Annotated in this window: 27 protein-coding genes; 2 read left to right on the plus strand and 25 right to left on the minus strand. The window is 33.9% G+C overall.

All coding sequences use genetic code 11. The annotated features are described in order from the left end of the window. Positions 1 to 115: 115 nt before the first annotated feature. A complete protein-coding gene (locus tag OZP15_RS15035; RefSeq protein ID WP_432419379.1) occupies positions 116 to 1,636 on the plus strand; it encodes a GH3 auxin-responsive promoter family protein in 1,521 nt (506 codons plus the stop codon). A gap of 40 nt (positions 1,637 to 1,676) precedes the next feature. Here OZP15_RS15035 and OZP15_RS15040 read toward each other — a convergent pair whose 3' ends face one another. The 5 genes from OZP15_RS15040 to OZP15_RS15060 form a co-directional block, all read right to left on the minus strand. After that, positions 1,677 to 3,368, minus strand: a complete 1,692-nt coding sequence (locus OZP15_RS15040; RefSeq protein ID WP_281336541.1) for a peptidoglycan endopeptidase — start codon at positions 3,366 to 3,368, stop codon at positions 1,677 to 1,679. Positions 3,369 to 3,624: 256 nt separating this feature from the next. Next, positions 3,625 to 5,892, minus strand: coding sequence for an aconitate hydratase (locus OZP15_RS15045; protein WP_281336542.1), 2,268 nt, complete (start codon positions 5,890 to 5,892; stop codon positions 3,625 to 3,627). Between the two features lie 124 nt (positions 5,893 to 6,016). After that, positions 6,017 to 8,788, minus strand: coding sequence for a bifunctional aconitate hydratase 2/2-methylisocitrate dehydratase (locus tag OZP15_RS15050; RefSeq protein WP_269226279.1), 2,772 nt, complete (start codon positions 8,786 to 8,788; stop codon positions 6,017 to 6,019). 355 nt (positions 8,789 to 9,143) lie between these two features. Continuing rightward, positions 9,144 to 10,097: an AAA family ATPase gene (locus OZP15_RS15055; RefSeq protein WP_281336543.1), complete on the minus strand. Its 954-nt coding sequence runs from the start codon at positions 10,095 to 10,097 to the stop codon at positions 9,144 to 9,146. Between the two features lie 79 nt (positions 10,098 to 10,176). Further along, a complete protein-coding gene (locus tag OZP15_RS15060; RefSeq protein ID WP_281336544.1) occupies positions 10,177 to 11,610 on the minus strand; it encodes a peptidylprolyl isomerase in 1,434 nt (477 codons plus the stop codon). Between the two features lie 268 nt (positions 11,611 to 11,878). On the opposite strand from OZP15_RS15060, the gene OZP15_RS15065 reads away from it, so the two are divergent. Further along, complete coding sequence (locus OZP15_RS15065) at positions 11,879 to 12,613, plus strand: hypothetical protein (protein ID WP_281336545.1); 735 nt, start codon at positions 11,879 to 11,881, stop codon at positions 12,611 to 12,613. A 63-nt stretch (positions 12,614 to 12,676) separates the two neighbouring features. Here the strand turns inward: OZP15_RS15065 and carA are convergent, their stop codons facing one another. The 20 genes from carA to rpsQ all read right to left on the minus strand — a co-directional run bounded on the left by carA (position 12,677) and on the right by rpsQ (position 23,213). Further along, complete coding sequence (gene carA, locus OZP15_RS15070) at positions 12,677 to 13,777, minus strand: glutamine-hydrolyzing carbamoyl-phosphate synthase small subunit (protein ID WP_269226281.1); 1,101 nt, start codon at positions 13,775 to 13,777, stop codon at positions 12,677 to 12,679. 272 nt (positions 13,778 to 14,049) lie between these two features. Beyond that, a complete protein-coding gene (rplQ, locus tag OZP15_RS15075) occupies positions 14,050 to 14,559 on the minus strand; it encodes a 50S ribosomal protein L17 (protein ID WP_281336546.1) in 510 nt (169 codons plus the stop codon). A 62-nt stretch (positions 14,560 to 14,621) separates the two neighbouring features. Continuing rightward, positions 14,622 to 15,614, minus strand: a complete 993-nt coding sequence (locus tag OZP15_RS15080) for a DNA-directed RNA polymerase subunit alpha (RefSeq protein WP_132006235.1) — start codon at positions 15,612 to 15,614, stop codon at positions 14,622 to 14,624. Positions 15,615 to 15,635: 21 nt separating this feature from the next. Continuing rightward, the gene (rpsD, locus tag OZP15_RS15085; RefSeq protein WP_281336547.1) at positions 15,636 to 16,241 is read right to left on the minus strand and encodes a 30S ribosomal protein S4; all 606 of its coding nucleotides are present in this window, start codon (positions 16,239 to 16,241) and stop codon (positions 15,636 to 15,638) included. A 93-nt stretch (positions 16,242 to 16,334) separates the two neighbouring features. Then, positions 16,335 to 16,718 carry a 30S ribosomal protein S11 gene (gene rpsK / locus OZP15_RS15090; RefSeq protein WP_073370545.1) on the minus strand — a complete coding sequence of 128 codons (384 nt, stop codon included), beginning with the start codon at positions 16,716 to 16,718 and terminating at the stop codon, positions 16,335 to 16,337. Between the two features lie 8 nt (positions 16,719 to 16,726). After that, a complete protein-coding gene (gene rpsM, locus OZP15_RS15095) occupies positions 16,727 to 17,101 on the minus strand; it encodes a 30S ribosomal protein S13 (RefSeq protein WP_269226282.1) in 375 nt (124 codons plus the stop codon). A gap of 2 nt (positions 17,102 to 17,103) precedes the next feature. Continuing rightward, on the minus strand, positions 17,104 to 17,220 hold the full coding sequence (gene ykgO, locus OZP15_RS15100; protein ID WP_073370549.1) for a type B 50S ribosomal protein L36: 117 nt from the start codon (positions 17,218 to 17,220) through the stop codon (positions 17,104 to 17,106). An 11-nt stretch (positions 17,221 to 17,231) separates the two neighbouring features. Then, positions 17,232 to 17,447 (minus strand): translation initiation factor IF-1, encoded by a 216-nt coding sequence (gene infA / locus OZP15_RS15105; RefSeq protein WP_007136545.1) that lies wholly within the window; start codon positions 17,445 to 17,447, stop codon positions 17,232 to 17,234. A gap of 4 nt (positions 17,448 to 17,451) precedes the next feature. After that, the gene (gene secY / locus OZP15_RS15110; protein ID WP_281336548.1) at positions 17,452 to 18,798 is read right to left on the minus strand and encodes a preprotein translocase subunit SecY; all 1,347 of its coding nucleotides are present in this window, start codon (positions 18,796 to 18,798) and stop codon (positions 17,452 to 17,454) included. Between the two features lie 13 nt (positions 18,799 to 18,811). Then, positions 18,812 to 19,264 (minus strand): 50S ribosomal protein L15, encoded by a 453-nt coding sequence (gene rplO, locus OZP15_RS15115; protein ID WP_269226283.1) that lies wholly within the window; start codon positions 19,262 to 19,264, stop codon positions 18,812 to 18,814. Positions 19,265 to 19,274: 10 nt separating this feature from the next. Continuing rightward, positions 19,275 to 19,457 (minus strand): 50S ribosomal protein L30, encoded by a 183-nt coding sequence (gene rpmD, locus OZP15_RS15120; RefSeq protein WP_114753105.1) that lies wholly within the window; start codon positions 19,455 to 19,457, stop codon positions 19,275 to 19,277. A 12-nt stretch (positions 19,458 to 19,469) separates the two neighbouring features. Then, positions 19,470 to 19,997, minus strand: coding sequence for a 30S ribosomal protein S5 (gene rpsE / locus OZP15_RS15125; protein WP_166138177.1), 528 nt, complete (start codon positions 19,995 to 19,997; stop codon positions 19,470 to 19,472). A gap of 6 nt (positions 19,998 to 20,003) precedes the next feature. After that, positions 20,004 to 20,354: a 50S ribosomal protein L18 gene (gene rplR / locus OZP15_RS15130; RefSeq protein ID WP_269226284.1), complete on the minus strand. Its 351-nt coding sequence runs from the start codon at positions 20,352 to 20,354 to the stop codon at positions 20,004 to 20,006. A gap of 11 nt (positions 20,355 to 20,365) precedes the next feature. Next, positions 20,366 to 20,908: a 50S ribosomal protein L6 gene (gene rplF / locus OZP15_RS15135; RefSeq protein WP_269226285.1), complete on the minus strand. Its 543-nt coding sequence runs from the start codon at positions 20,906 to 20,908 to the stop codon at positions 20,366 to 20,368. Positions 20,909 to 20,927: 19 nt separating this feature from the next. After that, positions 20,928 to 21,326: a 30S ribosomal protein S8 gene (rpsH, locus tag OZP15_RS15140; RefSeq protein WP_269226286.1), complete on the minus strand. Its 399-nt coding sequence runs from the start codon at positions 21,324 to 21,326 to the stop codon at positions 20,928 to 20,930. Between the two features lie 103 nt (positions 21,327 to 21,429). After that, on the minus strand, positions 21,430 to 21,699 hold the full coding sequence (gene rpsN, locus OZP15_RS15145) for a 30S ribosomal protein S14 (protein ID WP_269226287.1): 270 nt from the start codon (positions 21,697 to 21,699) through the stop codon (positions 21,430 to 21,432). Between the two features lie 3 nt (positions 21,700 to 21,702). Next, on the minus strand, positions 21,703 to 22,254 hold the full coding sequence (gene rplE, locus OZP15_RS15150) for a 50S ribosomal protein L5 (RefSeq protein WP_269226288.1): 552 nt from the start codon (positions 22,252 to 22,254) through the stop codon (positions 21,703 to 21,705). A gap of 2 nt (positions 22,255 to 22,256) precedes the next feature. Next, positions 22,257 to 22,571 (minus strand): 50S ribosomal protein L24, encoded by a 315-nt coding sequence (gene rplX / locus OZP15_RS15155; RefSeq protein ID WP_269226289.1) that lies wholly within the window; start codon positions 22,569 to 22,571, stop codon positions 22,257 to 22,259. 10 nt (positions 22,572 to 22,581) lie between these two features. Beyond that, the gene (gene rplN, locus OZP15_RS15160; RefSeq protein ID WP_007803649.1) at positions 22,582 to 22,950 is read right to left on the minus strand and encodes a 50S ribosomal protein L14; all 369 of its coding nucleotides are present in this window, start codon (positions 22,948 to 22,950) and stop codon (positions 22,582 to 22,584) included. A 2-nt stretch (positions 22,951 to 22,952) separates the two neighbouring features. After that, positions 22,953 to 23,213 (minus strand): 30S ribosomal protein S17, encoded by a 261-nt coding sequence (rpsQ, locus tag OZP15_RS15165; protein ID WP_115813677.1) that lies wholly within the window; start codon positions 23,211 to 23,213, stop codon positions 22,953 to 22,955. Positions 23,214 to 23,218: the final 5 nt, after the last annotated feature.

Genomic DNA, 23,218 nt, shown 5'->3' on the forward strand with positions numbered 1-23,218 from the left:
AGAATTAGAAAATGAAATTTCCAAAACTTTAAAAAAAAATACTATTTTTGATAAAGTTGTAAAGTTAGTCTTTGTTGCTCTTTTTACAAATCTAAAATCAGAAATCTAAATCAGAATGGCCATAATAAATTCGCTTGCTTCTTGGGTTCTCAAACAAAGAATCCATCAAATAGAACTTTTCTTGAAGTACCCGAACGAAGTTCAGGAAGAATTGATGATGAATTTAATTCGAGCCTCTGAAAATACGGTTATAGGTCAACAATACGATTATGCTTCAATCACTTCTTATGCGACTTTCGCCGAAAGAATTCCTGTTTCTACCTACGAAGATTTACAGCCATTGATTGAGCGTACTCGCAAAGGCGAACAAAATGTGTTGTGGGAAACGCCTATAAAATGGTTTGCCAAATCCAGCGGAACGACCAATGCCAAAAGCAAATTTATTCCCGTAAGCCCCGAATCATTGGAAGATTGTCATTACAAAGCAGGCAAGGATTTGTTGTGTATGTATTTGAACAACAACGAAGATTCTGAAATGTTTACAGGAAAGAGTCTTCGACTTGGCGGAAGTTCCCAAATTTATGAAGACAACAATACTTCGTTTGGTGATTTATCCGCTATTTTGATTGAGAATATGCCACTTTGGGCAGAATTTAGCAGCACACCAAATAACAAAATATCCTTAATGAGCGATTGGGAAACCAAAATTCCCGCCATAATAAATCAAGTCCGAAATGAAAATGTAACTAGTTTTGCAGGAGTCCCTTCTTGGCTTTTGGTTTTAATGAATAAATTACTCGAAGAAACAGGCAAAGGAAATTTATTGGAACTTTGGCCAAACTTGGAAGTGTATTTTCATGGTGGTGTCAATTTTGAACCTTATCGCGAACAATACCAAAAAATACTACCTAAAAAAGATTTCAAATACTACGAAATATACAATGCTTCCGAAGGTTTTTTTGCCATTCAGGATTTGAATTATTCCAGCGATTTATTGTTGATGTTGGATTATGGCATTTTCTACGAATTTATTCCAATGGATACTTTTGGAACTCCAAATCAAAAAACGATTCGATTATCGGAAGTGGAACTTTTTAAAAATTATGCTATTATAATTACTACTAATTCTGGTTTGTGGCGTTATATGATTGGCGACACCGTTCGTTTTACTTCTTTGAGTCCGTATCGCATTCGGGTAACGGGCAGAACCAAACATCACATCAATGTTTTTGGAGAAGAATTAATGGTCGAAAACTCGGATCAAGCCATTGCCAAAGCTTGTCAAATTACTGGAACCGAAATGGTAGATTATACCGTTGCGCCTGTTTTTATGAAAGACAAAGAAAAAGGCGCTCACGAATGGATGATAGAATTCAAGAAAAATCCAACTGACCTTGCTCTCTTCCAAAAAATATTGGACGAAACGTTGCAATCTTTAAATTCGGATTACGAAGCCAAACGTTATAACAATATGACATTAAATCCATTGATTATAAACTTGGCAAGACCCAACTTGTTTTACGACTGGTTGAAGGAAAATAAAAAATTAGGGGGACAACATAAAATCCCGAGATTGTCAAATGATCGAGATTATTTGGAACAATTGAAAAGTATGCAATCTGTTGTGCATCAATAAAAAATGTTTTTTCAGGGTTTAAAAAAACTGAAGATAGTATCTACAATACTCGATTTACCTGTGCCAAACATTTCTCATAATACGATTCTTTGGTAGAAGATATCATCACGCCGCCATGAGTTGCTGAATGAATAAATTTTATTTCGCCATCGATAACTTCTACCACCATTCCTACATGATTAATACGACCTCTACCACCTGTTCTAAAAAAAATTAGATCCCCTTTTCGAGCATTTTCTGTGTCAATTTTAGACCCATAAGAAGCCATTTCTATAGATGACCTTGGCAATTTAATATCATAAGCACTAAAAGTAAAATACATCAATCCCGAACAATCAAAACCATCCTTTGTGGTTCCGCCAGAGCGATAACGTGTTCCCATATTTTCTGATGCTTTAGAAATTAATTGATCTACAAATGTCACATCATAAACACCAATATTTGTCTCAACTACCTCTTTATTTACCGATTCTTCTTTAGCAACAACCACTTCTTGAACAGGTATTTTTACTTCCATTTCCTTTGAAGTTCGAATGGCAAGCGTAGATCCAACCAATAGTTTTTTTACAATATTAGGATTTTGTTTTTCTAATTCAGCAACTGTAAGTCCGTATTGTTTGGCAATTCCGTACTTGGTTTCTTTTGGCAAAACTTGGTGGCTGATTTCGATTTCTGGTTTTTTATCATCGCCATTGGGTTGTGGAGAAACTGGAATTTTAGGCACAACTTTCGCTTCTTTTTGGACAACAGTTGAACTCGAATTCAATTCTCCTTTTCCTGGAATAATAATTTTTTGTCCAACTCTTAAAGTTTTATTGGCTAATGTTGGATTGGCTTTTTGCAAATCAGAAAGCGTAATTCCATATTGTTTGGCAATGGAATACAACGATTCTTTTGGTAAAATTTCGTGAGTGATTTCAGTTTCTAATTGCTCTTTGACTACAACAGGAATTACTTTTGGTTCTTCAATTTCCTGTGTCTTTTTTTCAACTTTAATTTCTTTTTTGTCTTCTATCAAACTCAAATTTACTTCTTCTTTGACAGGAATAATAATCTTTTGACCTGCTTTTAAGGAAGTAGTTTCTAGTATTGGATTAGCTTTTTGTAAATCGGAGAGTTTGATTCCGTATTTTTTTGCAATCGAATACAAAGATTCTTTTGGCAAAACTTCATAAGTGATTCCTTCGGTTGGAACTGCTATTTTCTCTTCTTTTTTTGAAGCTAAAACTATTTCTTCTTTTATACTATTTTTTTTAACTTCAATTGGCTTTTTAGCTTCAATTGGCTTTTCCGATTTTACAATCGTTTCTAAATTACCGGAAGTTGTTTGAGGAATTTTTATGATTTGCCCAATTTTCAAACCTTCTTTTTCTAGGCTAGGATTGATTTTATAAAGTTCTTCGAGGCTTACTTTGTATTGTTTTGTAATACCATAAACGGTTTCTTTTGGCAATACTTCATGTTCTTTTTCGGAACTATTAGAAGAAACAGTAATTGAAGATTTGTTGTGATTTTTTGTTTGAGTCGGAATTAACAAAACCATTTTATATTTAATTCCGTTTATGGCATCAGGATTTAGTTCATAAATTGATTCTGCTTTTATCTTATAATGTGCTGCTATTTGACTGATGGTTTCTCCTTTCAAAACAGTATGCTGTTTGTATTTTTCTTGCGAAAAAACACTCCAGCTACTTAAAAAAACCAACAAAACTAAACACCTATAATACTTCATAAACTCCTTTTAATTTTTAAACTTTTTCGCTTACATTTCTTTTAACGGTCACACTTCAATCACTTCAAACATTGAATTATTGTTTTACTTTAACGATAAAACCCAACAATAAAGTATAGTCCAAATACAAATTTAAGTTATAAATACAGAAATCGCAATTTTTGAAGCACTCTTTATAGTTCATTTAACAAAATTACCACCAAAAAAAATGCTCTGTTTTTCACAAAGCATTTTGAAAAGAAACAAATCAATTGAGTTAAGCATTAGCTTCAGCTGCAATTAAATTCAATGCTGAACCAGCAACGAACCAACCAATTTGACTGGCATTATAGGTATGATTTGCCAAAATAACATCTTTAGAACCATCGGCGTGAATGAATTCTAATGTCAATGGTTTTCCTGGAGCAAAATCAACTAAATCCAAGAAATTAATAGTATCATCTTCCTGAATTTTGTCATAATCTGCTTCGTTAGCAAAGGTAAGACCTAGCATTCCTTGTTTTTTCAAATTGGTTTCATGGATACGAGCAAAAGATTTTACCAAAACTGCTTTTACTCCCAAGAAACGAGGCTCCATTGCAGCGTGTTCACGAGAAGAACCTTCACCGTAATTATGATCTCCCACAACAACTGAAGGGATTCCAGCTGCTTTGTAAGCACGAGCTACAGCAGGAACAGCATCATAAGCACCTGTCAATTGATTTTTAACTGAATTAGTTTTATCATTGAAAGCATTTACAGCACCAATCAACATATTGTTGGAAATATTATCCAAATGCCCACGGAAACGCAACCAAGGACCAGCCATAGAAATATGATCTGTAGTACATTTTCCGAAAGCTTTAATTAGCAATTTTGCTCCTGTAATATTTTTTTCATCCCAAGCTTCAAAAGGTGCTAAAAGTTGTAATCTATCGGAAGTTTCGCTTACCAAAATTTGAACCCCAGAACCATCAGCAGCTGGTGCTTGAAATCCTGCGTCTTCTACAGCAAAACCTTTTTTAGGTAATTCATCGCCATAAGGCGCAGTTAATTTCACTTCTTCTCCATTATCATTAATCAAAGAATCAGTTATAGGATTAAAATCCAAACGTCCTGAAATAGCTAAAGCAGCCACCATTTCTGGTGAAGTTACAAAAGCGTGAGTGTTTGGATTTCCATCGGCACGTTTAGAAAAGTTACGATTAAACGAGTGAACGATGGTGTTTTTCTCTCCTTTATCTGCTCCTGCTCTATCCCATTGCCCGATACAAGGACCACAAGCATTGGTAAATACTTTGGTTCCCATTTTTTCGAAAGTAGCTATGATTCCGTCTCTTTCGATTGTATATCTAATTTGTTCCGAACCTGGATTGATACCAAACTCGGCTTTAGGACTAATTCCTAATTCAACGGCTTGGTTTACGATAGACGCAGCACGAGCCATATCTTCATAAGAAGAGTTGGTACAAGAACCGATTAATCCCCATTCTACTTTTAATGGCCATCCATTTGCGGCAGCTTCTGTTTTCATTTTAGAAACGGGAGTTCCTCTGTCCGGAGTAAAAGGACCATTAATATGTGGTTCTAATTCCGAAAGATTGATTTCGATTAATTGATCAAAATAAGATTCTGGATTAGCATACACTTCTGGATCAGCAGTTAAATAAGATGCTACTTCATCCGCAGCATCTACTACATCTTGGCGACCTGTTGCAGAAAGGTATCTTCTCATCGATTCATCGTAACCAAACGTAGAAGTAGTAGCTCCAATTTCGGCTCCCATATTACAAATAGTTCCTTTTCCGGTACAAGACATCGAAGTAGCTCCTTCACCAAAATATTCTACAATTGCTCCAGTTCCTCCTTTTACAGTAAGAATATCAGCTACTTTTAGAATTACATCTTTTGGCGCAGTCCAACCAGATAATTTTCCAGTTAATTTCACCCCTATTAATTTTGGAAATTTCAATTCCCAAGACATTCCCGACATTACATCTACCGCATCAGCACCACCAACCCCAATAGCTAGCATTCCTAATCCGCCAGCATTCACCGTATGGGAATCGGTACCAATCATCAAACCTCCAGGAAACGCATAGTTTTCTAAAACGATTTGGTGAATGATTCCCGAACCTGGTTTCCAAAAACCAATTCCGTATTTATTAGATACAGAAGAAAGGAAGTCAAAAACTTCTTTGGATTGGGTATTGGCTACAGCTAAATCTTTTTCTGCTCCATTTTTAGCTAAAATCAAATGATCACAGTGCACTGTTGTTGGAACTGCAACTGTCTTCTTTCCAGCGTGCATAAATTGTAACAAAGCCATTTGAGCCGTTGCATCCTGACAAGCGACTCTATCTGGAGCAAAGTCAACATAATCAGTTCCTCTTTTAAAAGTTTGAGTAGGCTGCCCTTCCCAAAGGTGACTGTATAAAATTTTCTCTGTTAAAGTTAACGGACGACCCACAATTTTTCGTGCTGCATCCACACGACTCGTCATGTTGGCATACACTTTTTTAATCATTTCAATATCAAAAGCCATAATTTATATATTTATTTTGTTATCCTAATTATTTAATTATCACAAGTTACAAAAAATAGACTACAAAAAAAAGCCTGAATCATCAGAATCAGGCTTTTAAACTATAATTAACTAATTATGTGAATTATTTAACTAGTAATTTATGAGAAGGCGCAAATTTAGTAAGATTGATTCCTTCTACAGCTGTTTTATATTCTTCTATTGTTGGTGTTCTACCAAGAATTGTAGATAATACCACAACTGGGGTAGAAGAAAGTAAGGACTCTCCTTTTTTACCTTCAGTATCTTCAACAACTCTTCCTTGGAAAAGACGCGTAGAGGTTGCCATTACGGTATCTCCTTTCGCAGCTTTTTCTTGGTTACCCATACAAAGATTACAACCTGGACGTTCTAAATACAACATCTTTTCATAAGAAGTACGTGCTGCAGCTTTAGGTGCGTTATCGTCAAATTCGAAACCAGAATATTTTTGTAAAATTTCCCAATCACCTTCTGCTTTTAATTCATCAACAATATTATAAGTAGGAGGAGCTACAACTAGTGGTGCTTTGAACTCAACTTTACCGTTTTGCTCGTCAATATTTTTAAGCATGTGAGCCAAGATTTTCATATCTCCTTTGTGAACCATACAAGAGCCAATAAATCCAAGATCTACTTTTTTGTCTCCACCATAGAACGATAATGGTCTGATGGTATCGTGCGTATATCTTTTAGAAACATCGGCATTATTGACATCTGGATCAGCAATCATTGGTTCAGCAATTTGATCTAAATCAACAACAACTTCAGCGTAATATTTGGCATTTGCATCTGGTCTCAAAGCTGGTTTCTCACCTGAAATAATTTCAGCGATTCTCTTATCAGCAATGGCAATCAATCCTTTAAGAACCTGATTTTTATTATCCATTCCTTTATCAATCATGATCTGGATTCTACCTTTCGCCATCTCTAGAGATTCAATTAAGGTATAATCTTCAGAAATACAGATAGAAGCTTTTGCTTTCATTTCTGCTGTCCAATCTGTAAATGTAAAGGCTTGATCCGCATTCAGCGTTCCTAAATGAACCTCAATAATTCTTCCTTGGAATACATTCTCTCCACCAAATGTTTTAAGCATTTGAGCTTGTGTAGCATGCACTACATCACGGAAATCCATGTATCCTTTCATGTCTCCTTTGAAAGTTACTTTTACAGATTCTGGAATTGGCATAGAAGCCTCACCAGTAGCCAATGCAAGAGCAACAGTTCCTGAATCAGCACCAAAAGCAACACCTTTTGACATTCTTGTATGAGAATCACCACCAATGATGATAGCCCACTCATTTACAGTAATATCATTCAATACTTTATGAATAACATCCGTCATAGAGTGATAAACGCCTTTCGGGTCACGAGCTGTAATCAAACCGAAATCGTTCATGAATTTCATCAATCTAGGAATATTTGCTTTGGATTTATTATCCCAAACAGAAGCCGTGTGACAACCTGATTGGTAAGCACCGTCAACAATTGGAGAAATCACAGTAGCAGCCATAGACTCTAATTCCTGTGAAGTCATAAGTCCAGTTGTATCTTGTGAACCAACAATATTTACAGTAACACGAACATCTGAACCAGCGTGTAAAATTTTACCTGGAGTTGTCCCAACCGCATTTTTATTAAATATTTTTTCAACAGCAGTAAGACCTTGTCCTTCAATAGAAACTTCTTTTGAAGGAGCATATACTGGAACAATATCAATACCCAGCGTTTTTGAAGCAAATGTTTGTAATTTTTTTCCAAATACAATTGCGTAAGAACCACCCGCTTTTATGAATTCAATTTTTTGAGGAGTAAATGCCTTGGAAATATCAATTAATTCTTTGTCTCCGTTATAAAGTTTTTTAGTTTTTGTATTGATCGTAAGAACAGTACCTGTAGCAACAGAATAAACTTCTTCAAGAATAGGATCACCACTTTCGTTAAGAAGAGGTTTCCCATTTTCGTCTAATTTTTTAACCCAGTTTTTAAGATCAAGACCAATACCTCCAGTAACATCAACAGTTGTTAGGAAAATTGGAGAAATACCATTTGTTCCTGCAACAATTGGAGCAATATTAATAAACGGAACATACGGACTTGCTTGTTTTCCTGTCCAAAGTGCCACGTTATTTACACCTGACATTCTGGATGAACCCACACCCATAGTACCTTTTTCGGCGATTAACATCACGCTCTTATCCGGATTTGCAGTTGCTAAAGCTTTGATTTCAGCTTGTGCTTCAGGAGAAATTAAACATTTTCCGTGCAATTCACGATCTGAACGAGAGTGTGCTTGGTTTCCTGGAGAAAGTAAATCAGTTGAAATATCTCCCTCGCCAGCAATGTATGTAACTACTTTAATTTCTTCTGCAATTTCAGGCAGTTTAGTAAAGAACTCCGCTTTAGCATAACTTTCTAGGATATCTTTTGCAATTTCGTTACCATTTTTAAAAGCTTCAGCCAAACGATCTGTGTCAGCCTCATAAAGGTAAACTTGTGTTTTCAAAACTTCAGCGGCTTGTTTAGCAACAGCAACATCATTTCCTAAAGCTAAATCAAGTAAAACTTTGATAGAAGTACCACCTTTCATGTGAGACAACAACTCTAAAGCAAAAGCAGGCGTGATTTCAGCAACTACTGATTGACCTAAAACAATTTCTTTCAAAAAATTGGCTTTTACATTTGCAGCAGGAGTAGTTCCAGGAACAACATTATAAATAAAGAAGTTAAGAGAATCTGCTCTATACTCGTTATTCAAATCTTTAATTTGCGCAATGATTTCGCTTAATAATTCAGCACCATCAATTGGTTTTGGGTGAAGACCCTGACCTTTACGCTCTTCAATCTCTTGGAGATAATCCTTATAAGTATTCATAATAGAAGTCTTTTCAGTGTTATATGACTAATTTACCTTGATTAATTCAAAATCTAAAAGCCAAAATATTTAGTTTTTTATTGTTTTTTTAGTTTTGCAAATTTAAAGCATTTATGATGAGAATTAAAAAGATTTTAGAACAAGATAGCAATTGAAGCATTATAATTACAAATAAATGAAATTATGTGATTTTTATTGAAATATTCTAAATATCAGATTGATTATTTATCTAATTACCACTTAATAAGACAAAAAAAGAATTTGCTTTTGATTTATTTAGTTTGTTTTTACAAATCATAATATCAAATATCTGATTTTAAAATTGAAAAAACATCAAACCAAGAAAAACAAGTATTTACATCAGCTTATCAATAATCATTTCTTCGGTAATTCCTTCTGCGTCTGCTTTGTAGTTTTTAATAATTCTGTGACGAAGAATTCCAGTTGCTACTGCTTTTACATCTTCAATATCTGGCGAAAATTTACCCTTAAAAGCCGCATTGGCTTTGGCTGCCAAAATTAAATTTTGCGATGCTCTAGGTCCTGCTCCCCAATCCAAATAATTTTTCACAAATTCGTTTGACAAAGCATTATCTGGACGAGTTTTACTAACCAAACTTACCGCATATTCAATCACATTATCCGCAACAGGAATCCTGCGAATCAAATGCTGAAAATCTATAATTTCTTGAGCTGTAAACAACGGATTAATTGAATTTTTATCATCAGAAGTTGTTCTTTTTACCACCTGAACTTCTTCTTTAAAAGAAGGATAATTCAATTTTATAGCAAACATGAAACGGTCTAATTGTGCTTCTGGCAAAGGATAGGTTCCTTCTTGTTCAATTGGATTTTGTGTTGCTAATACAAAATAAGGCAAATCTAATCTATAGTTATGACCTGCAATAGTAACAGAGCGTTCCTGCATGGCTTCAAGCAAAGCCGCCTGTGTTTTTGGAGGTGTTCTATTGATTTCGTCCGCTAGAATAATATTCGAAAAAATGGGTCCTTTTATGAATTTGAAATGACGGGTTTCATCTAATATTTCGCTTCCTAAAATATCTGAAGGCATTAAATCTGGCGTAAACTGAATTCTTTTAAAATCTAAACCCAATGCTTGAGCCAACGTGTTTACCAGCAAAGTTTTGGCTAAACCAGGAACACCTACTAAAAGTGCATGTCCTCCAGAGAAAATGCACAATAAAATTTGATCAACGACAGCATCTTGACCCACAATAATTTTTGCAATTTCTTTTTTTAGTTCATTTCTTTTGTGAACTAAACTCTGTATAGCTGCTACATCTGACATAAAATATTTTAGATTTTAGAATTAAGATATTAGATTTCTAATCCGCAACCACTGAACACTCAAAACTGAATACTGAACACTATTTCTTAAGCCAATTATTTGTAAAAGTACAATCTCTGTATTCTCCGTTAATTTTGATGTAAGTATCTTTAATCTTATCATCAAACCACTTCCCAATGGCTTTGATTTGCTTTTCTTTTAATGCCAATTCTTTTATTTTAGTATAATCCTTGGCATAATCAGCGGTATGCTCATTAATTCTATTGGTTACAGTAATTAATTTGTATTTTTTCTTACCCGATTGATCTTCATCCAACAAAGGCGAAGAAATTTCATTTTCTTTCAAATTGGAAATCTGACTGTACAAAGTAGGCTCCATTTTGGTCAATTCGAAACGAGTATCTTGGGTTCTTGGATTAATCAAAACACCACCATTAGTTCTGGTTTCTTTTTCATCCGACATGGTTTTTGCAGCTTTATCAAAAGAAATTTCTTTATCTTCAATTCGCTTTCTAATCAAAGTAATTTTATCTTTAGCTTCTTTCAAATCGTCAGAAGTAACAGCAGGAGTCAATAGAATATGACGCAATTCGACATCTTGACCTTTAATTTTTTCTACATAAATAATATGAAAACCAAAATCAGTTTCAAAAGGTTCTGAAATTTCTCCTTCGGCAAGACTAAAGGCTACTTCTTTAAATTCTTTTACGAATTGTGTTTTTCGGTTCATTTTATAGTAACCTCCAGTAGCTCTTGAACCTGGATCTTGCGAATACAAAACAGCTTTAGTAGCAAAACTAGAACCTCCTTCTTGAATTTCTTTTTTAAATTCTTTCAGTTTATTAATCACCTTTTGTTTCTCGGCTTCCGAAACTTTTGGTGTTATAACAATCTGTGCTACTTCCATTTCTGCTCCAAAAACAGGAAGCTCATCTTTAGGTATGGCTTTAAAGAAATTACGGACTTCTTCTGGAGTAATTTCTACGGCATCAACAATTTTCTTCTGCATTTCAGAGGTCAACTTTTGTTCTTTTAAAACATCAAAAAAGTAGGTTCTAAAATCTTCTTCTGAACTTTTTTTATAATATTTTACTACTTTTTCCATAGAACCTATTTGCTCCACCATATAATTCAATCGTTCTTCCATAGAAGTCCTAACCTCTGCATCCGTAACTTTCAAACTATCTTGTACCGCTTGATGAGCATACAATTTATCTTCCATTAATTTACCTAGCATTTGGCATCTTGTTATATCTTTAACAGAACCTCCTTGGCTTGAAATTTCTAAATACGATTTATCAATATCCGAATCCAAAATAATGTAATCTCCCACTTTAGCAATAATACCATCTACTTTCAACTTCTTGCCTGTATCAACTTTTTTGACAGTATCAACTACACTTTCTTTTATTATTTCTTGTGCTACAGCAAAACTGCTTGAAAAAAGCAAAAGAAAAAACACAAGTGCAATTTTAGTAGTAACGAACTTCATTGGTATTGATTTTAAAAGCATTATTTTGAAATTTTATTTTATTTATAAATTATTCAGGAAACCAGCGCAAGATTAAAATACTAACCTCCAATTAATCGAAGGCAAATATACGCTTTAAGAATCAAGAAATAGAATTGTTTTAACGGCTAGAATAGCATTAAATTATAGCTGTAAAAATAACAATTCAAATACATAATACAAGTTTCCGAGATAGTATTAACATAAATTTATAGGCGCAATTATTTTACTTTGAAAAGAATCAAATACTTTTATACCAAACTTATTTCAAATGGCAAAAACTTACACTTTTATTCTACTACTACTTTTTATTTCACAACTTGGATTTTCACAAACTGAAAAAGAAATAAAAGGTAAAATTATTTGTAACTACACTCCTATTCAAAACGTCGAAGTACTAAATTTAGCGAGTCAAAAGACATCTATTTCCAATGAGAATGGAACATTTTCTATTTTAGGAAAAACGGAAGACATTCTTGTTTTTGTTACTAAAAGATACGATTACAAAAGCTTTGTCTTAAAAGAAGATGACTTCAAAAAGAAAGAAATCATCATCGAATTAACACAAAAAACAGAACAATTAGATGAAGTTGAGATTTCAAAATCACCAATTAAAACATCTGGGTTTTACAGCAAAGAAGCTGCAGATGAAATAAATTTAAGAAAAGCAAACAGTCCAAAACCGATAGGTGTTTATGATGGGTCTTTAGCAAATAGTGCCGACTTAATTCAAATTGGAAAAAAAATATTAAAATTATTCAAAAAAGAACAAGAAACAACTACGGATAAAGATTCAAAAATTGAATTCAAAGAGTTAGCAGCAACCTCATTTACTCAAGATTATTTCAACAAAACACTGCAATTAAAATCAGAAGAAGTAAATCTTTTTTTAGAATATTGTGATGCTGACCCTAAATCAAAAATCATCATAGAAAATTCAAATCCCTTGAGCTTAATGGATTTTTTATTTGATAAAAATGAAGAATATAAGAAATTGAAAAAGTAACCAATAAAAAAAAGCTGTCAAAATTGACAGCTTCCGGTTTTATCAAAAATTCAATTAAGAATTTTATTTTTTCATATTTTCAATAAATTGATCAAACAAATAGGATGAATCGTGTGGTCCTGGACTTGCTTCTGGATGATACTGTACAGAGAAACAATTTTTGTCTTTCACTCGCATTCCTGCAACAGTTCCATCATTCAAATGAAGGTGTGTAATTTCCATATCTGAATTATTATCCAACTCTTCTTTATTTACAGCAAATCCATGATTTTGAGAAGTGATTTCTCCTCTTCCAGTAATGATGTTTTTCACAGGATGATTAATTCCTCTGTGTCCGTTGAACATTTTATAAGTAGAAATTCCATTTGCCAAACCAATAATTTGGTGTCCTAAACAAATACCAAATAAAGGCTTATCATTAGCCAAAATTTCTTTGGCAACTTCAATAACCCCAGTTAATGGCTCTGGATCACCAGGCCCATTGGATAAGAAAAATCCATCTGGATTAAATTCAGCTAAATCTGAATATTTTGAATCATAAGGAAATACCTTAATGTAACAATCTCTTTTGGCAAAATTACGAAGGATATTAGTTTTAATTCCTAAATCTAAAGCTGCTATTTTATAGGTTGCATTTTCATCTCCATAGAAATAAGGTTCGGTGGTAGAAACTTTAGAAGCCAATTCCAAACCTTTCATATCTGGAACTTTTGCTAAAGCCGCTTTCAGTTCTTCAATTGGAGTTCCATCAGTACAAATTACCGAGTTCATTGCTCCATTGTCGCGAATGTAACTTACCAATCCACGAGTATCAACATCAGAGATACAGATCAAGTTTTGTTTGGTAAAATAATCTTCCAAACTTCCTGAAGCATCTTCACGAGAATAATTGAAACTGAAATTTTTACAAACTAACCCTGCGATTTTTACATCACCTGATTCTACTTCTTTGTCATTTACTCCGTAGTTTCCAATATGAGCATTAGTAGCGACCATAATTTGTCCGAAGTAAGATGGGTCAGTAAATATTTCCTGATAACCCGTCATACCAGTATTAAAGCATACTTCGCCAAAAGTAGTTCCTGAAATTCCAATAGATTTTCCGTGGAAAATGGTTCCGTCACTTAATAAAAGTATAGCGCTTTTTCTTGTTGTGTATTTCATTCGTTGGTGTCTATTATTTTTTTTATGATCTAATGAAGTGCAAAATTCGTTTCGTCAGTAGTCAAATTTTTTGCAAATTTAATTCTTTAAAACAGTGGATGCAATGTTTTTTGAAAAATTTATATTTATTGAAGAGTTTATTATGAAAAATCAAAAGCACAAACTATTACGAATAATCTTCATAGTAAATTTTAAAGTTCTAAAAAATCAAAAAAAAAGGACAAACTAATAAAAGTTTATCCTTAATTTTTATAGAATGATTATTTTCATAATTATTCAGCAGCCTCTTTTGGAGTTTCAGGTTCAGCAGCAGGACCTTCTGTTTCAGCCACAGGAGCTTCAACAACATCATCTGCTTTTTTAGCTTTTCCACCACGACGGCTTTTTGCTTTTTTAACTTCTTTTTTACCTCCGTTGTAAAGCTCATTGAAATCTACTAATTCGATCATTGCCATATCAGCATTATCTCCTAAACGATTTCCAACTTTAATGATACGAGTGTATCCACCTGGACGGTCACCTACTTTAGCAGCTACGTCTCTGAACAAATCAGTTACAGCATATTTGCTACGTAAGTATCCAAAAACGATACGACGGTTGTGAGTCGTGTCAGATTTAGATTTTGTAATTAATGGCTCAACAAATTGTTTAAGCGCTTTAGCTTTTGCAACAGTTGTATTGATACGTTTGTGCTCAATAAGAGAACAAGCCATATTAGCCAACATAGAACCTCTATGTGCAGTCTGTCTGCTTAAGTGATTGAATTTTTTTCCGTGTCTCATGACATATTTTTTTTATCTTCATCTTGCTATAATCCACCCTGGACAGCAAAATATGAAGTAATTTATTCTTTATCTAATTTGTATTTTGCTAAATCCATTCCGAAGTTCAAATTTTTAATCGCCACTAGTTCATCTAGTTCCGTTAAAGATTTTTTACCGAAATTACGGAATTTCATTAGGTCATTTTTATTGAAAGATACTAAATCTCCAAGTGTATCAACTTCAGCAGCTTTTAAGCAATTTAATGCTCTTACAGAAAGATCCATATCAACAAGCTTGGTTTTAAGCAATTGTCTCATGTGTAATGACTCTTCGTCATACGATTCTGTTTGTGCAATTTCGTCAGCCTCAAGAGTAATTCTTTCGTCTGAGAACAACATAAAGTGGTGAATCAAAACTTTAGCAGCTTCAGTAAGGGCATCTTTTGGATTAATTGAACCATCAGTTTTAATTTCAAAAACTAATTTTTCGTAATCTGTTTTTTGCTCTACACGGAAATTTTCAATAGCATACTTAACATTTTTTACCGGAGTAAAAATAGAGTCAGTAAATATAGTTCCAATTGCAGCATTTTGTTTTTTGTTCTCTTCAGCAGGAACATATCCTCTACCTTTTTCGATTGTTAAATCGAAGTGTAGTTTGATTTTAGGATCTAAATTACAGATTACAAGTTCTGGATTCAAAACTTGGAAACCTGAAATAAATTTCTGGAAATCACCAGCTGTTAATTGATCTTTACCAGTAACTGAAATAGTAACTGATTCATTATCTATATCTTCGATTTGACGTTTGAAACGTACTTGCTTAAGATTAAGAATAATTTCTGTAACGTCTTCAACAACTCCTGAGATAGTAGAAAACTCATGATCTACACCTTCGATGCGTACCGATGTGATTGCATAACCTTCTAATGCTGAAAGCAAAACTCTTCTAAGTGCGTTACCAACTGTCAATCCGTAACCAGGTTCTAAAGGTCTAAATTCGAATTTACCTTCAAAATCGGTTGAATCAATCATGATAACTTTATCGGGCTTCTGAAAATTAAATATTGCCATAAATTTCGACTAAGTCAATTATTATTTGTTGTACAACTCTACGATTAATTGTTCTTTAATGTTTTCTGGAATTTGAAGTCTAGCTGGTACAGAAACGAAAGTACCTTCTTTTAATTCATTATTCCAAGTAATCCATTCATAAACATGACTTGAATTTGACAAAGAACGTTCGATAGCTTCTAATGATTTAGATTTTTCACGAACTGCAACTTTATCACCAGGTCTAAGGTGGTAAGAAGGAATATTAACCACTTCACCATTAACGGTTACGTGTCTGTGAGAAACGATTTGACGAGCACCTCTTCTAGAAGGAGCAATACCCATTCTAAAAACTACGTTGTCTAATCTTGCTTCACATAACTGTAATAAAACTTCACCAGTAACACCTTTAGTAGCTGATGCTTTTTTGAATAAACCTCTGAATTGTTTTTCTAAAATTCCATAAGAATATTTAGCTTTTTGTTTTTCCATTAATTGGATAGCAAATTCAGATTTTTTTCCTCTTTTTTTAGCCATCCCGTGTTGTCCAGGAGGGTAATTTCTTTTTTCGAATGCTTTATCGTCTCCGAAAATTGCTTCGCCAAATTTACGAGCGATTCTTGTACTAGGACCAGTATATCTTGCCATTTTAAATTGTTTAAGATTGAGATTATGAATTCAGGTCTGATCCTTCAATAATCGATATTCAATCTAGGTTATACTATAATTTGTTTTTGAGTATTAAACTCTACGTCTTTTTGGAGGACGACATCCGTTGTGAGGCATTGGAGTAACATCAATGATTTCAGTCACTTCAATTCCACCGTTATGCAAAGAACGGATAGCAGACTCTCGTCCGTTTCCTGGTCCTTTTACATAAACTTTTACTTTTTTAAGTCCAGCTTCTAACGCTACTTTACTGCAATCTTCTGCTGCCATTTGAGCTGCATACGGAGTGTTCTTTTTAGAACCTCTGAAACCCATTTTACCTGCAGAAGACCAAGAAATAACATCACCTTTCTTATTTGTCAAAGAAATAATGATGTTGTTAAAAGTGGCACTAATATGAGCTTCACCCGTTGATTCAACGATAACTTTACGTTTTTTTGTAGTTGCTTTAGCCATATTACTTATTATTTAGTTGCTTTTTTCTTGTTAGCAACAGTTTTTCTTTTACCTTTTCTTGTTCTAGAGTTGTTCTTCGTTCTTTGTCCTCTTAATGGAAGACCAGATCTATGACGAATACCTCTATAACATCCAATATCCATTAAACGTTTAATGTTTAAAGAAACTTCTGAACGTAGTTCACCTTCAATTTTGAAAAATGATACAGCATCACGAATTGCTCCGATCTCGTCATCATTCCAATCTTGCACTTTTGTATCTTGGCTAACTTGAGCTTTCTCTAAAATCTCAATTGCTCTACTTCTACCTATTCCGAAAATGTAGGTCAAAGCGATAACTCCTCTTTTGTTTTTTGGGATATCTACCCCTGCTATTCTTGCCATAACTATCCTTGTCTTTGTTTAAATCTAGGATTCTTTTTGTTGATTACGTATAATCTGCCTTTTCTTCGTACAATCTTGCACTCGGCACTTCTTTTTTTAACTGATGCTCTTACTTTCATTGTGAATATCTTTAATATCTATAAGTAATTCTTGCTTTTGACAAATCGTAAGGGCTCATTTCTAGTTTCACTTTATCACCGGGTAATAATTTGATGTAATGCATACGCATTTTTCCAGATATATGAGCAATTACTATATGTCCATTTTCTAACTCAACACGGAACATTGCATTTGACAATGCTTCAATGATTGATCCGTCTTGTTCTATTGCTGATTGTTTTGCCATAAGATTAAGCTACTGCTTTTCTATTTTTACCACTTTTCATTAATCCATCATAATGTTTATTCAACAAGTATGAATTGATTTGCTGAATAGTATCTATTGCAACACCAACCATAATGATTAATGATGTACCTCCAAAAAACATTGCCCAAGATTGTTGAACATCCATAACACTAACTACAATCGCTGGGAACACAGCTATCAGCGCCAGAAATAAAGAGCCTGGAAATGTGATTAAAGACATCACTTTATCAAGAAATTCAGAAGTTTCAACTCCTGGTCGAACACCTGGAATAAAACCACCACTTCTTTTTAAATCGTCAGACATCTTATTAGTAGGAACTGTGATTGCAGTATAGAAGAAAGTAAATACAACTATTAAAGTTGCAAAAACAAAATTATACCAAAACCCGAACATATTACTAAAAGCACCAACTATTGATTGTGCAGTATCTGCTTTTGATAAACCTGCAACAGCAGCAGGAATAAACATAATTGCCTGAGCAAAGATAATTGGCATTACACCAGAGGCATTTAATTTCAATGGAATCCACTGTCTGTTACCACCCATCATATCTTGTTCAAAATCCCCTGAAGTAGTACGACGTGCGTACTGTACAGGTATCTTTCTCACTGCCATTACTAACAGTATACAAGAAATAATAACTAATAACCAAACAATAATTTCCACAACTAACAACATTAGTCCTCCATTATTGTTTGTAACTCTAGCAGCAAATTCCTGTATAAAAGCTTGTGGAAATCTAGCCAAAATACCTACCATAATTAACAGAGAAATTCCGTTACCGATTCCTTTGTCAGTGATTTTTTCTCCTAACCACATGGCAAAAATTGTACCTGTAACTAGAATAATTACTGAAGAAAATAAAAATTCAAATGAATCAAAACCTAACAAGAACGCACTACTTGGTATTGTTCTATATAGATTATAAATGTATCCTGGTCCTTCAACCAATGTTATACCTATTGTTAACCAACGAGTAATTTGATTGATTTTTTTTCTACCACTTTCTCCATCACTCTGAAGTTTTTGTAAATACGGAATCGCAATTCCCATTAACTGAACAACAATTGAAGCAGAAATATAAGGCATAATACCTAAAGCAAAAACGGAAGCTTTTGAAAAAGCACCACCAGTAAACATATCCAGAACTGAACCAATTCCTTCTTTAGTTTGTCCAGCTAATCCAGTCAATTGCGTAGCATCAATACCAGGAAGAGTAACATGAGCACCAAAACGATACACTAAAAGAATACCTAATGTAATTAGAATTCTATTTTTTAGCTCCTCGATTTTCCAAACATTAATTAGCGATTCAATAAATTTCTTCATCTTAATCGGAAAATTAAAGTGTTACAGCTTCTCCACCAGCAGCTTCAATAGCAGCTTTTGCAGTAGCAGTAAATTTGTGAGCAGTTACCGTTAATTTTGCTTTCAATTCTCCTCTTCCTAAAATCTTAACGATCTCATTTTTAGTAGCTAAACGGTTAGCAACATAAACAGTCATATCAACTGCATCTGTAACAATACCATTATCCACTAACAATTGAAGTGTATCAAGATTCACACCTTCGTATTCTTTACGGTTGATGTTTGTGAAACCAAACTTAGGCACACGTCTTTGAAGTGGCATTTGTCCACCTTCAAATCCAATCTTTTTAGAATAACCAGAACGAGATTTTGCTCCTTTGTGACCACGTGCAGCAGTACCACCTTTTCCAGAACCTTCTCCTCTACCCAATCTTTTATTTTGATTGTGTGTTGACCCTTCAGCCGGTTTTAAGTTACTTAAATTCATAACGTATTTGTTATTTAGCTTCTTCAACAGAAACTAAGTGTTTAACTTTATTTATCATTCCAAGGATAGTTGGATTTGAATCGTGTTCTACAACTTGACCCATTTTACGAAGACCTAAAGCTTCTAAACCTCTTTTTTGAGAAAGAGGACAGTTGATTTTGCTTCTTACTTGTTTTACTAATAATTTAGCCATAATTTCCTTGAATTAACCTTTAAAAACTTTTTCTAAAGAAACACCTCTCTGTTTTGCAACAGTATAAGCACTTCTCATTTGTAATAAAGCATCAAAAGTTGCTTTAACCACGTTGTGAGGATTTGATGATCCTTGAGATTTTGACAACACATCATGTATCCCAACAGACTCAAGTACTGAACGAACAGCACCACCAGCAATAACTCCAGTACCATGAGAGGCAGGAATTAAAAACACACGTGCTCCACCAAATTTTCCTTTTTGCTCGTGAGGAACTGATTGTCCATTCAAAGGAATCTTAACTAAATTTTTCTTTGCATCTTCTACTGCTTTCGCAATTGCTTCAGAAACATCTTTAGATTTTCCTAATCCGTGACCAACTACTCCATTTTCATCACCTACAACTACAATAGCAGAAAAACCAAATGCTCTACCACCTTTTGTAACTTTAGTAACACGATTTACACTTACCAAACGATCTTTTAATTCAAGACCAGTTGGTTTTACTAGCTCTACATTCTTGTATTTACTATTAGACATACTATATTAGAATTTAAGTCCAGCCGCTCTCGCGCCTTCCGCTAATGATTTAATACGACCGTGATATAAATAACCTCCTCTATCAAAAGTTACTTTTTCTATCCCAGCTTTTAACGCTTTTTCTGCAACTAGTTTTCCAACTGCTGTTGCAACTTCTACGTTTGTACCGTTTCCTATTTCTTTTTCTCTTGAAGAAGCAGCTAATAAAGTAACTCCATTTACATCATCAATAAGTTGAGCATAAATTTCTTTGTTACTTCTAAATACAGAAAGTCTTGGATTAGTAGCAGTACCACTAATTGTTTTTCTAATTCTGAATCTGATTCTCTGTCTTCTTTCAGGTTTTGTTAATGACATAATGTTATTTTTTACGCTGATTTACCTGCTTTTCTTCTTAATACTTCACCTACAAACTTAACACCTTTTCCTTTGTATGGTTCTGGCTTACGGAAACCTCTGATTTTCGCAGCAACAGCTCCTAAAAGTTGTTTGTCAAATGATGTTAATTTCACGATTGGATTTTTACCTTTTTCAGATATTGTTTCTACTTTAACTTCTGGAGCTACTTCTAAAACAATATTATGAGAAAATCCAAGAGCTAAATCTAATTTTTGTCCTTGATTAGAAGCTCTATAACCAACTCCTACCAATTCTAATTCTTTAGTAAAACCTTCAGTTACACCAGTAATCATATTATTGATTAAAGATCTGTACAAACCATGTTTTGCTCTTTGGTCTTTGTGATCAGATGATCTGTCCACTTGAACTTGATCTCCTTCAACTGTTACAGTAACATCTGAATATTCCTGCGTTAGTTGACCATTTTTTCCTTTTACTGTAATAATACCATTAGCAACTTCAACAGTTACTCCGGCAGGGATTACAACGGGATTTTTACCTATTCTTGACATCTCTTATAAGTCTTTTTAATTAGTATACGTAACAAATTACTTCACCACCTACATTTAATTGCTTTGCTTGTTTTCCAGTCATAAGACCTTTTGAAGTTGAAACGATAGCAATTCCTAATCCGTTAAGGATTCTTGGGATGTTAGAAGAACCTGCATACTTACGTAAACCTGGTTTACTAATTCTTTGGATATCTTTGATTACAGACTCTTTAGTATCTTTATCATACTTCAAAGCGATTTTGATTGAACCCTGAACGGTGTTGCTCTCAAATTTGTAACTTAAGATATATCCTTGATCAAATAAGATCTTAGTTATTTCTTTTTTAAGATTAGATGCTGGAATTTCGACAACTTTGTGGTTTGCAGCCACAGCGTTTCTAACTCTCGTCAAATAATCTGCAATAGGATCTGTATACATATGTATAAAATTGCGGCTATGGTTTTCGTGAGATACTCATCAAACGAACCTTTAGCCAGTTAAATTATTTTTTGGATTGCAAAAGTACAAACTTTTTTTCAGATTACCAAGATGCTTTTTTAACACCTGGAATTAATCCATTATTTGCCATTTCACGAAATGTTACACGTGAAATACCAAATTGACGAATATAACCTCTTGGTCTTCCTGTTAATTTACAACGATTGTGTAAACGAACTGGTGAAGCATTTTTTGGTAATTTTTGCAAACCTACTGAATCTCCAGCTTCTTTCAAAGCTTTTCTTTTTTCAGCATACTTTGCTACCGTTCTTTCTCTCTTCACCTCGCGGGCTTTCATTGATTCTTTAGCCATGTCTTAATTCTTTTTAAAAGGTAATCCTAATTCAGCCAATAGTGACTTTGCTTCCTTGTCTGTTTTTGCAGAAGTAACAAAAGTAATATCCATACCTGAAATTTTGTTTACTTTATCAATATCAATTTCTGGGAAAATGATTTGCTCCAAAACACCAAGGTTATAGTTCCCTCTTCCGTCAAAACCAGTAGCTTTAATTCCACTGAAATCTCTAACACGTGGCAAAGAAGAAGTAATCAATCTGTCTAAAAACTCATACATTCTTTCTCCGCGCAAAGTAACTTTTGCTCCAATAGGCATACCTTTTCTCAATTTAAAAGACGCAACGTCTTTCTTTGAAATTGTAGCTACTGCTTTCTGTCCAGTGATCTTTGTTAACTCCTCAACCGCATAGTCAATAAGTTTTTTATCAGATACAGCTGCACCAACTCCTTTACTCAAAACGATTTTTTCCAATTTTGGAACCTGCATTACGTTTGTGTAACCGAATTCTTCTTTAAGAGCAGAGATAACTCTACTCTTATATTCTTCTTTTAGTCTAGGTATATATGCCATTACTATAGTACTTGATTAGATTTTTTTGAAAATCTTACTTTCTTATCTCCTTCAACTCTAATTCCAACTCTAGTTGTTTCCTTTGTTTTAGGATCAATTAGAGAGATGTTAGAAATTTGTATAGAAGCTTCCTTTTTTACAATACCACCTTGAGGGTTTTTTGCACTTGGTTTCGTGTGTTTTGAAACCATGTTTACACCTTCAACAATTGCTTTGTTTTTCTCTTTGTACACACGTAAAACTTTACCTTCAGCGCCTTTATGGTCACCAGCGATAACTCTTACAATGTCACCTGATTTTATTTTTAGCTTTATCATCTTAAAATAATTAAAGCACTTCTGGTGCTAATGATACAATTTTCATGAATTGTTTTTCACGAAGTTCTCTTGCTACTGGACCAAAAACACGAGTCCCTCTCATTTCTCCTGCAGCGTTCAAAAGGACACATGCATTGTCATCGAAACGGATATAAGAACCATCAGCTCTTCTCACTTCTTTTTTGGTACGTACAACAACTGCAGTTGAAACAGCTCCTTTTTTAACGTTTCCGTTTGGAGTTGCATCTTTTATAGAAACTACAATCTTGTCACCAACAGAGGCATACCTTCTTTTGGTACCTCCTAAAACACGGATAGTTAAAACTTCTTTTGCTCCCGTGTTATCTGCTACTTTTAGTCTTGATTCTTGTTGTACCATAATTATTTAGCTCTTTCTAAGATTTCAACTAATCTCCAACATTTTGATTTACTCAAAGGACGCGTTTCGCTAATTCTTACAGTATCTCCAATGTTACAGTCGTTTGTTTCGTCATGCGCAACAAATTTCTTTGTTTTCAACACGAACTTACCGTATAATGGGTGTTTTACTCTAGTTACTTGAGCAACAACGATGGATTTATCCATTTTGTTTGAAGTAACAACCCCAATTCTTTCTTTTCTTAAATTTCTTTTTTCTTCCATCTTTC

The sequence above is a fragment of the Flavobacterium eburneipallidum genome (assembly GCF_027111355.2).
Lineage (GTDB): Bacteria > Bacteroidota > Bacteroidia > Flavobacteriales > Flavobacteriaceae > Flavobacterium > Flavobacterium eburneipallidum.

What these genes read in the sequence shown, in the direction of transcription:
- OZP15_RS15035 (WP_432419379.1), top strand. Translation starts at nt 116, where the DNA reads ATGGCCATAATAAATTCGCTTGCTTCTTGGGTTCTCAAACAAAGAATC.
- OZP15_RS15040 (WP_281336541.1), bottom strand. Translation starts at nt 3,368, where the DNA reads ATGAAGTATTATAGGTGTTTAGTTTTGTTGGTTTTTTTAAGTAGCTGG.
- OZP15_RS15045 (WP_281336542.1), bottom strand. Translation starts at nt 5,892, where the DNA reads ATGGCTTTTGATATTGAAATGATTAAAAAAGTGTATGCCAACATGACG.
- OZP15_RS15050 (WP_269226279.1), bottom strand. Translation starts at nt 8,788, where the DNA reads ATGAATACTTATAAGGATTATCTCCAAGAGATTGAAGAGCGTAAAGGT.
- OZP15_RS15055 (WP_281336543.1), bottom strand. Translation starts at nt 10,097, where the DNA reads ATGTCAGATGTAGCAGCTATACAGAGTTTAGTTCACAAAAGAAATGAA.
- OZP15_RS15060 (WP_281336544.1), bottom strand. Translation starts at nt 11,610, where the DNA reads ATGCTTTTAAAATCAATACCAATGAAGTTCGTTACTACTAAAATTGCA.
- OZP15_RS15065 (WP_281336545.1), top strand. Translation starts at nt 11,879, where the DNA reads ATGGCAAAAACTTACACTTTTATTCTACTACTACTTTTTATTTCACAA.
- carA (WP_269226281.1), bottom strand. Translation starts at nt 13,777, where the DNA reads ATGAAATACACAACAAGAAAAAGCGCTATACTTTTATTAAGTGACGGA.
- rplQ (WP_281336546.1), bottom strand. Translation starts at nt 14,559, where the DNA reads ATGAGACACGGAAAAAAATTCAATCACTTAAGCAGACAGACTGCACAT.
- OZP15_RS15080 (WP_132006235.1), bottom strand. Translation starts at nt 15,614, where the DNA reads ATGGCAATATTTAATTTTCAGAAGCCCGATAAAGTTATCATGATTGAT.
- rpsD (WP_281336547.1), bottom strand. Translation starts at nt 16,241, where the DNA reads ATGGCAAGATATACTGGTCCTAGTACAAGAATCGCTCGTAAATTTGGC.
- rpsK (WP_073370545.1), bottom strand. Translation starts at nt 16,718, where the DNA reads ATGGCTAAAGCAACTACAAAAAAACGTAAAGTTATCGTTGAATCAACG.
- rpsM (WP_269226282.1), bottom strand. Translation starts at nt 17,101, where the DNA reads ATGGCAAGAATAGCAGGGGTAGATATCCCAAAAAACAAAAGAGGAGTT.
- ykgO (WP_073370549.1), bottom strand. Translation starts at nt 17,220, where the DNA reads ATGAAAGTAAGAGCATCAGTTAAAAAAAGAAGTGCCGAGTGCAAGATT.
- infA (WP_007136545.1), bottom strand. Translation starts at nt 17,447, where the DNA reads ATGGCAAAACAATCAGCAATAGAACAAGACGGATCAATCATTGAAGCA.
- secY (WP_281336548.1), bottom strand. Translation starts at nt 18,798, where the DNA reads ATGAAGAAATTTATTGAATCGCTAATTAATGTTTGGAAAATCGAGGAG.
- rplO (WP_269226283.1), bottom strand. Translation starts at nt 19,264, where the DNA reads ATGAATTTAAGTAACTTAAAACCGGCTGAAGGGTCAACACACAATCAA.
- rpmD (WP_114753105.1), bottom strand. Translation starts at nt 19,457, where the DNA reads ATGGCTAAATTATTAGTAAAACAAGTAAGAAGCAAAATCAACTGTCCT.
- rpsE (WP_166138177.1), bottom strand. Translation starts at nt 19,997, where the DNA reads ATGTCTAATAGTAAATACAAGAATGTAGAGCTAGTAAAACCAACTGGT.
- rplR (WP_269226284.1), bottom strand. Translation starts at nt 20,354, where the DNA reads ATGTCATTAACAAAACCTGAAAGAAGACAGAGAATCAGATTCAGAATT.
- rplF (WP_269226285.1), bottom strand. Translation starts at nt 20,908, where the DNA reads ATGTCAAGAATAGGTAAAAATCCCGTTGTAATCCCTGCCGGAGTAACT.
- rpsH (WP_269226286.1), bottom strand. Translation starts at nt 21,326, where the DNA reads ATGTATACAGATCCTATTGCAGATTATTTGACGAGAGTTAGAAACGCT.
- rpsN (WP_269226287.1), bottom strand. Translation starts at nt 21,699, where the DNA reads ATGGCTAAAGAATCAATGAAAGCCCGCGAGGTGAAGAGAGAAAGAACG.
- rplE (WP_269226288.1), bottom strand. Translation starts at nt 22,254, where the DNA reads ATGGCATATATACCTAGACTAAAAGAAGAATATAAGAGTAGAGTTATC.
- rplX (WP_269226289.1), bottom strand. Translation starts at nt 22,571, where the DNA reads ATGATAAAGCTAAAAATAAAATCAGGTGACATTGTAAGAGTTATCGCT.
- rplN (WP_007803649.1), bottom strand. Translation starts at nt 22,950, where the DNA reads ATGGTACAACAAGAATCAAGACTAAAAGTAGCAGATAACACGGGAGCA.
- rpsQ (WP_115813677.1), bottom strand. Translation starts at nt 23,213, where the DNA reads ATGGAAGAAAAAAGAAATTTAAGAAAAGAAAGAATTGGGGTTGTTACT.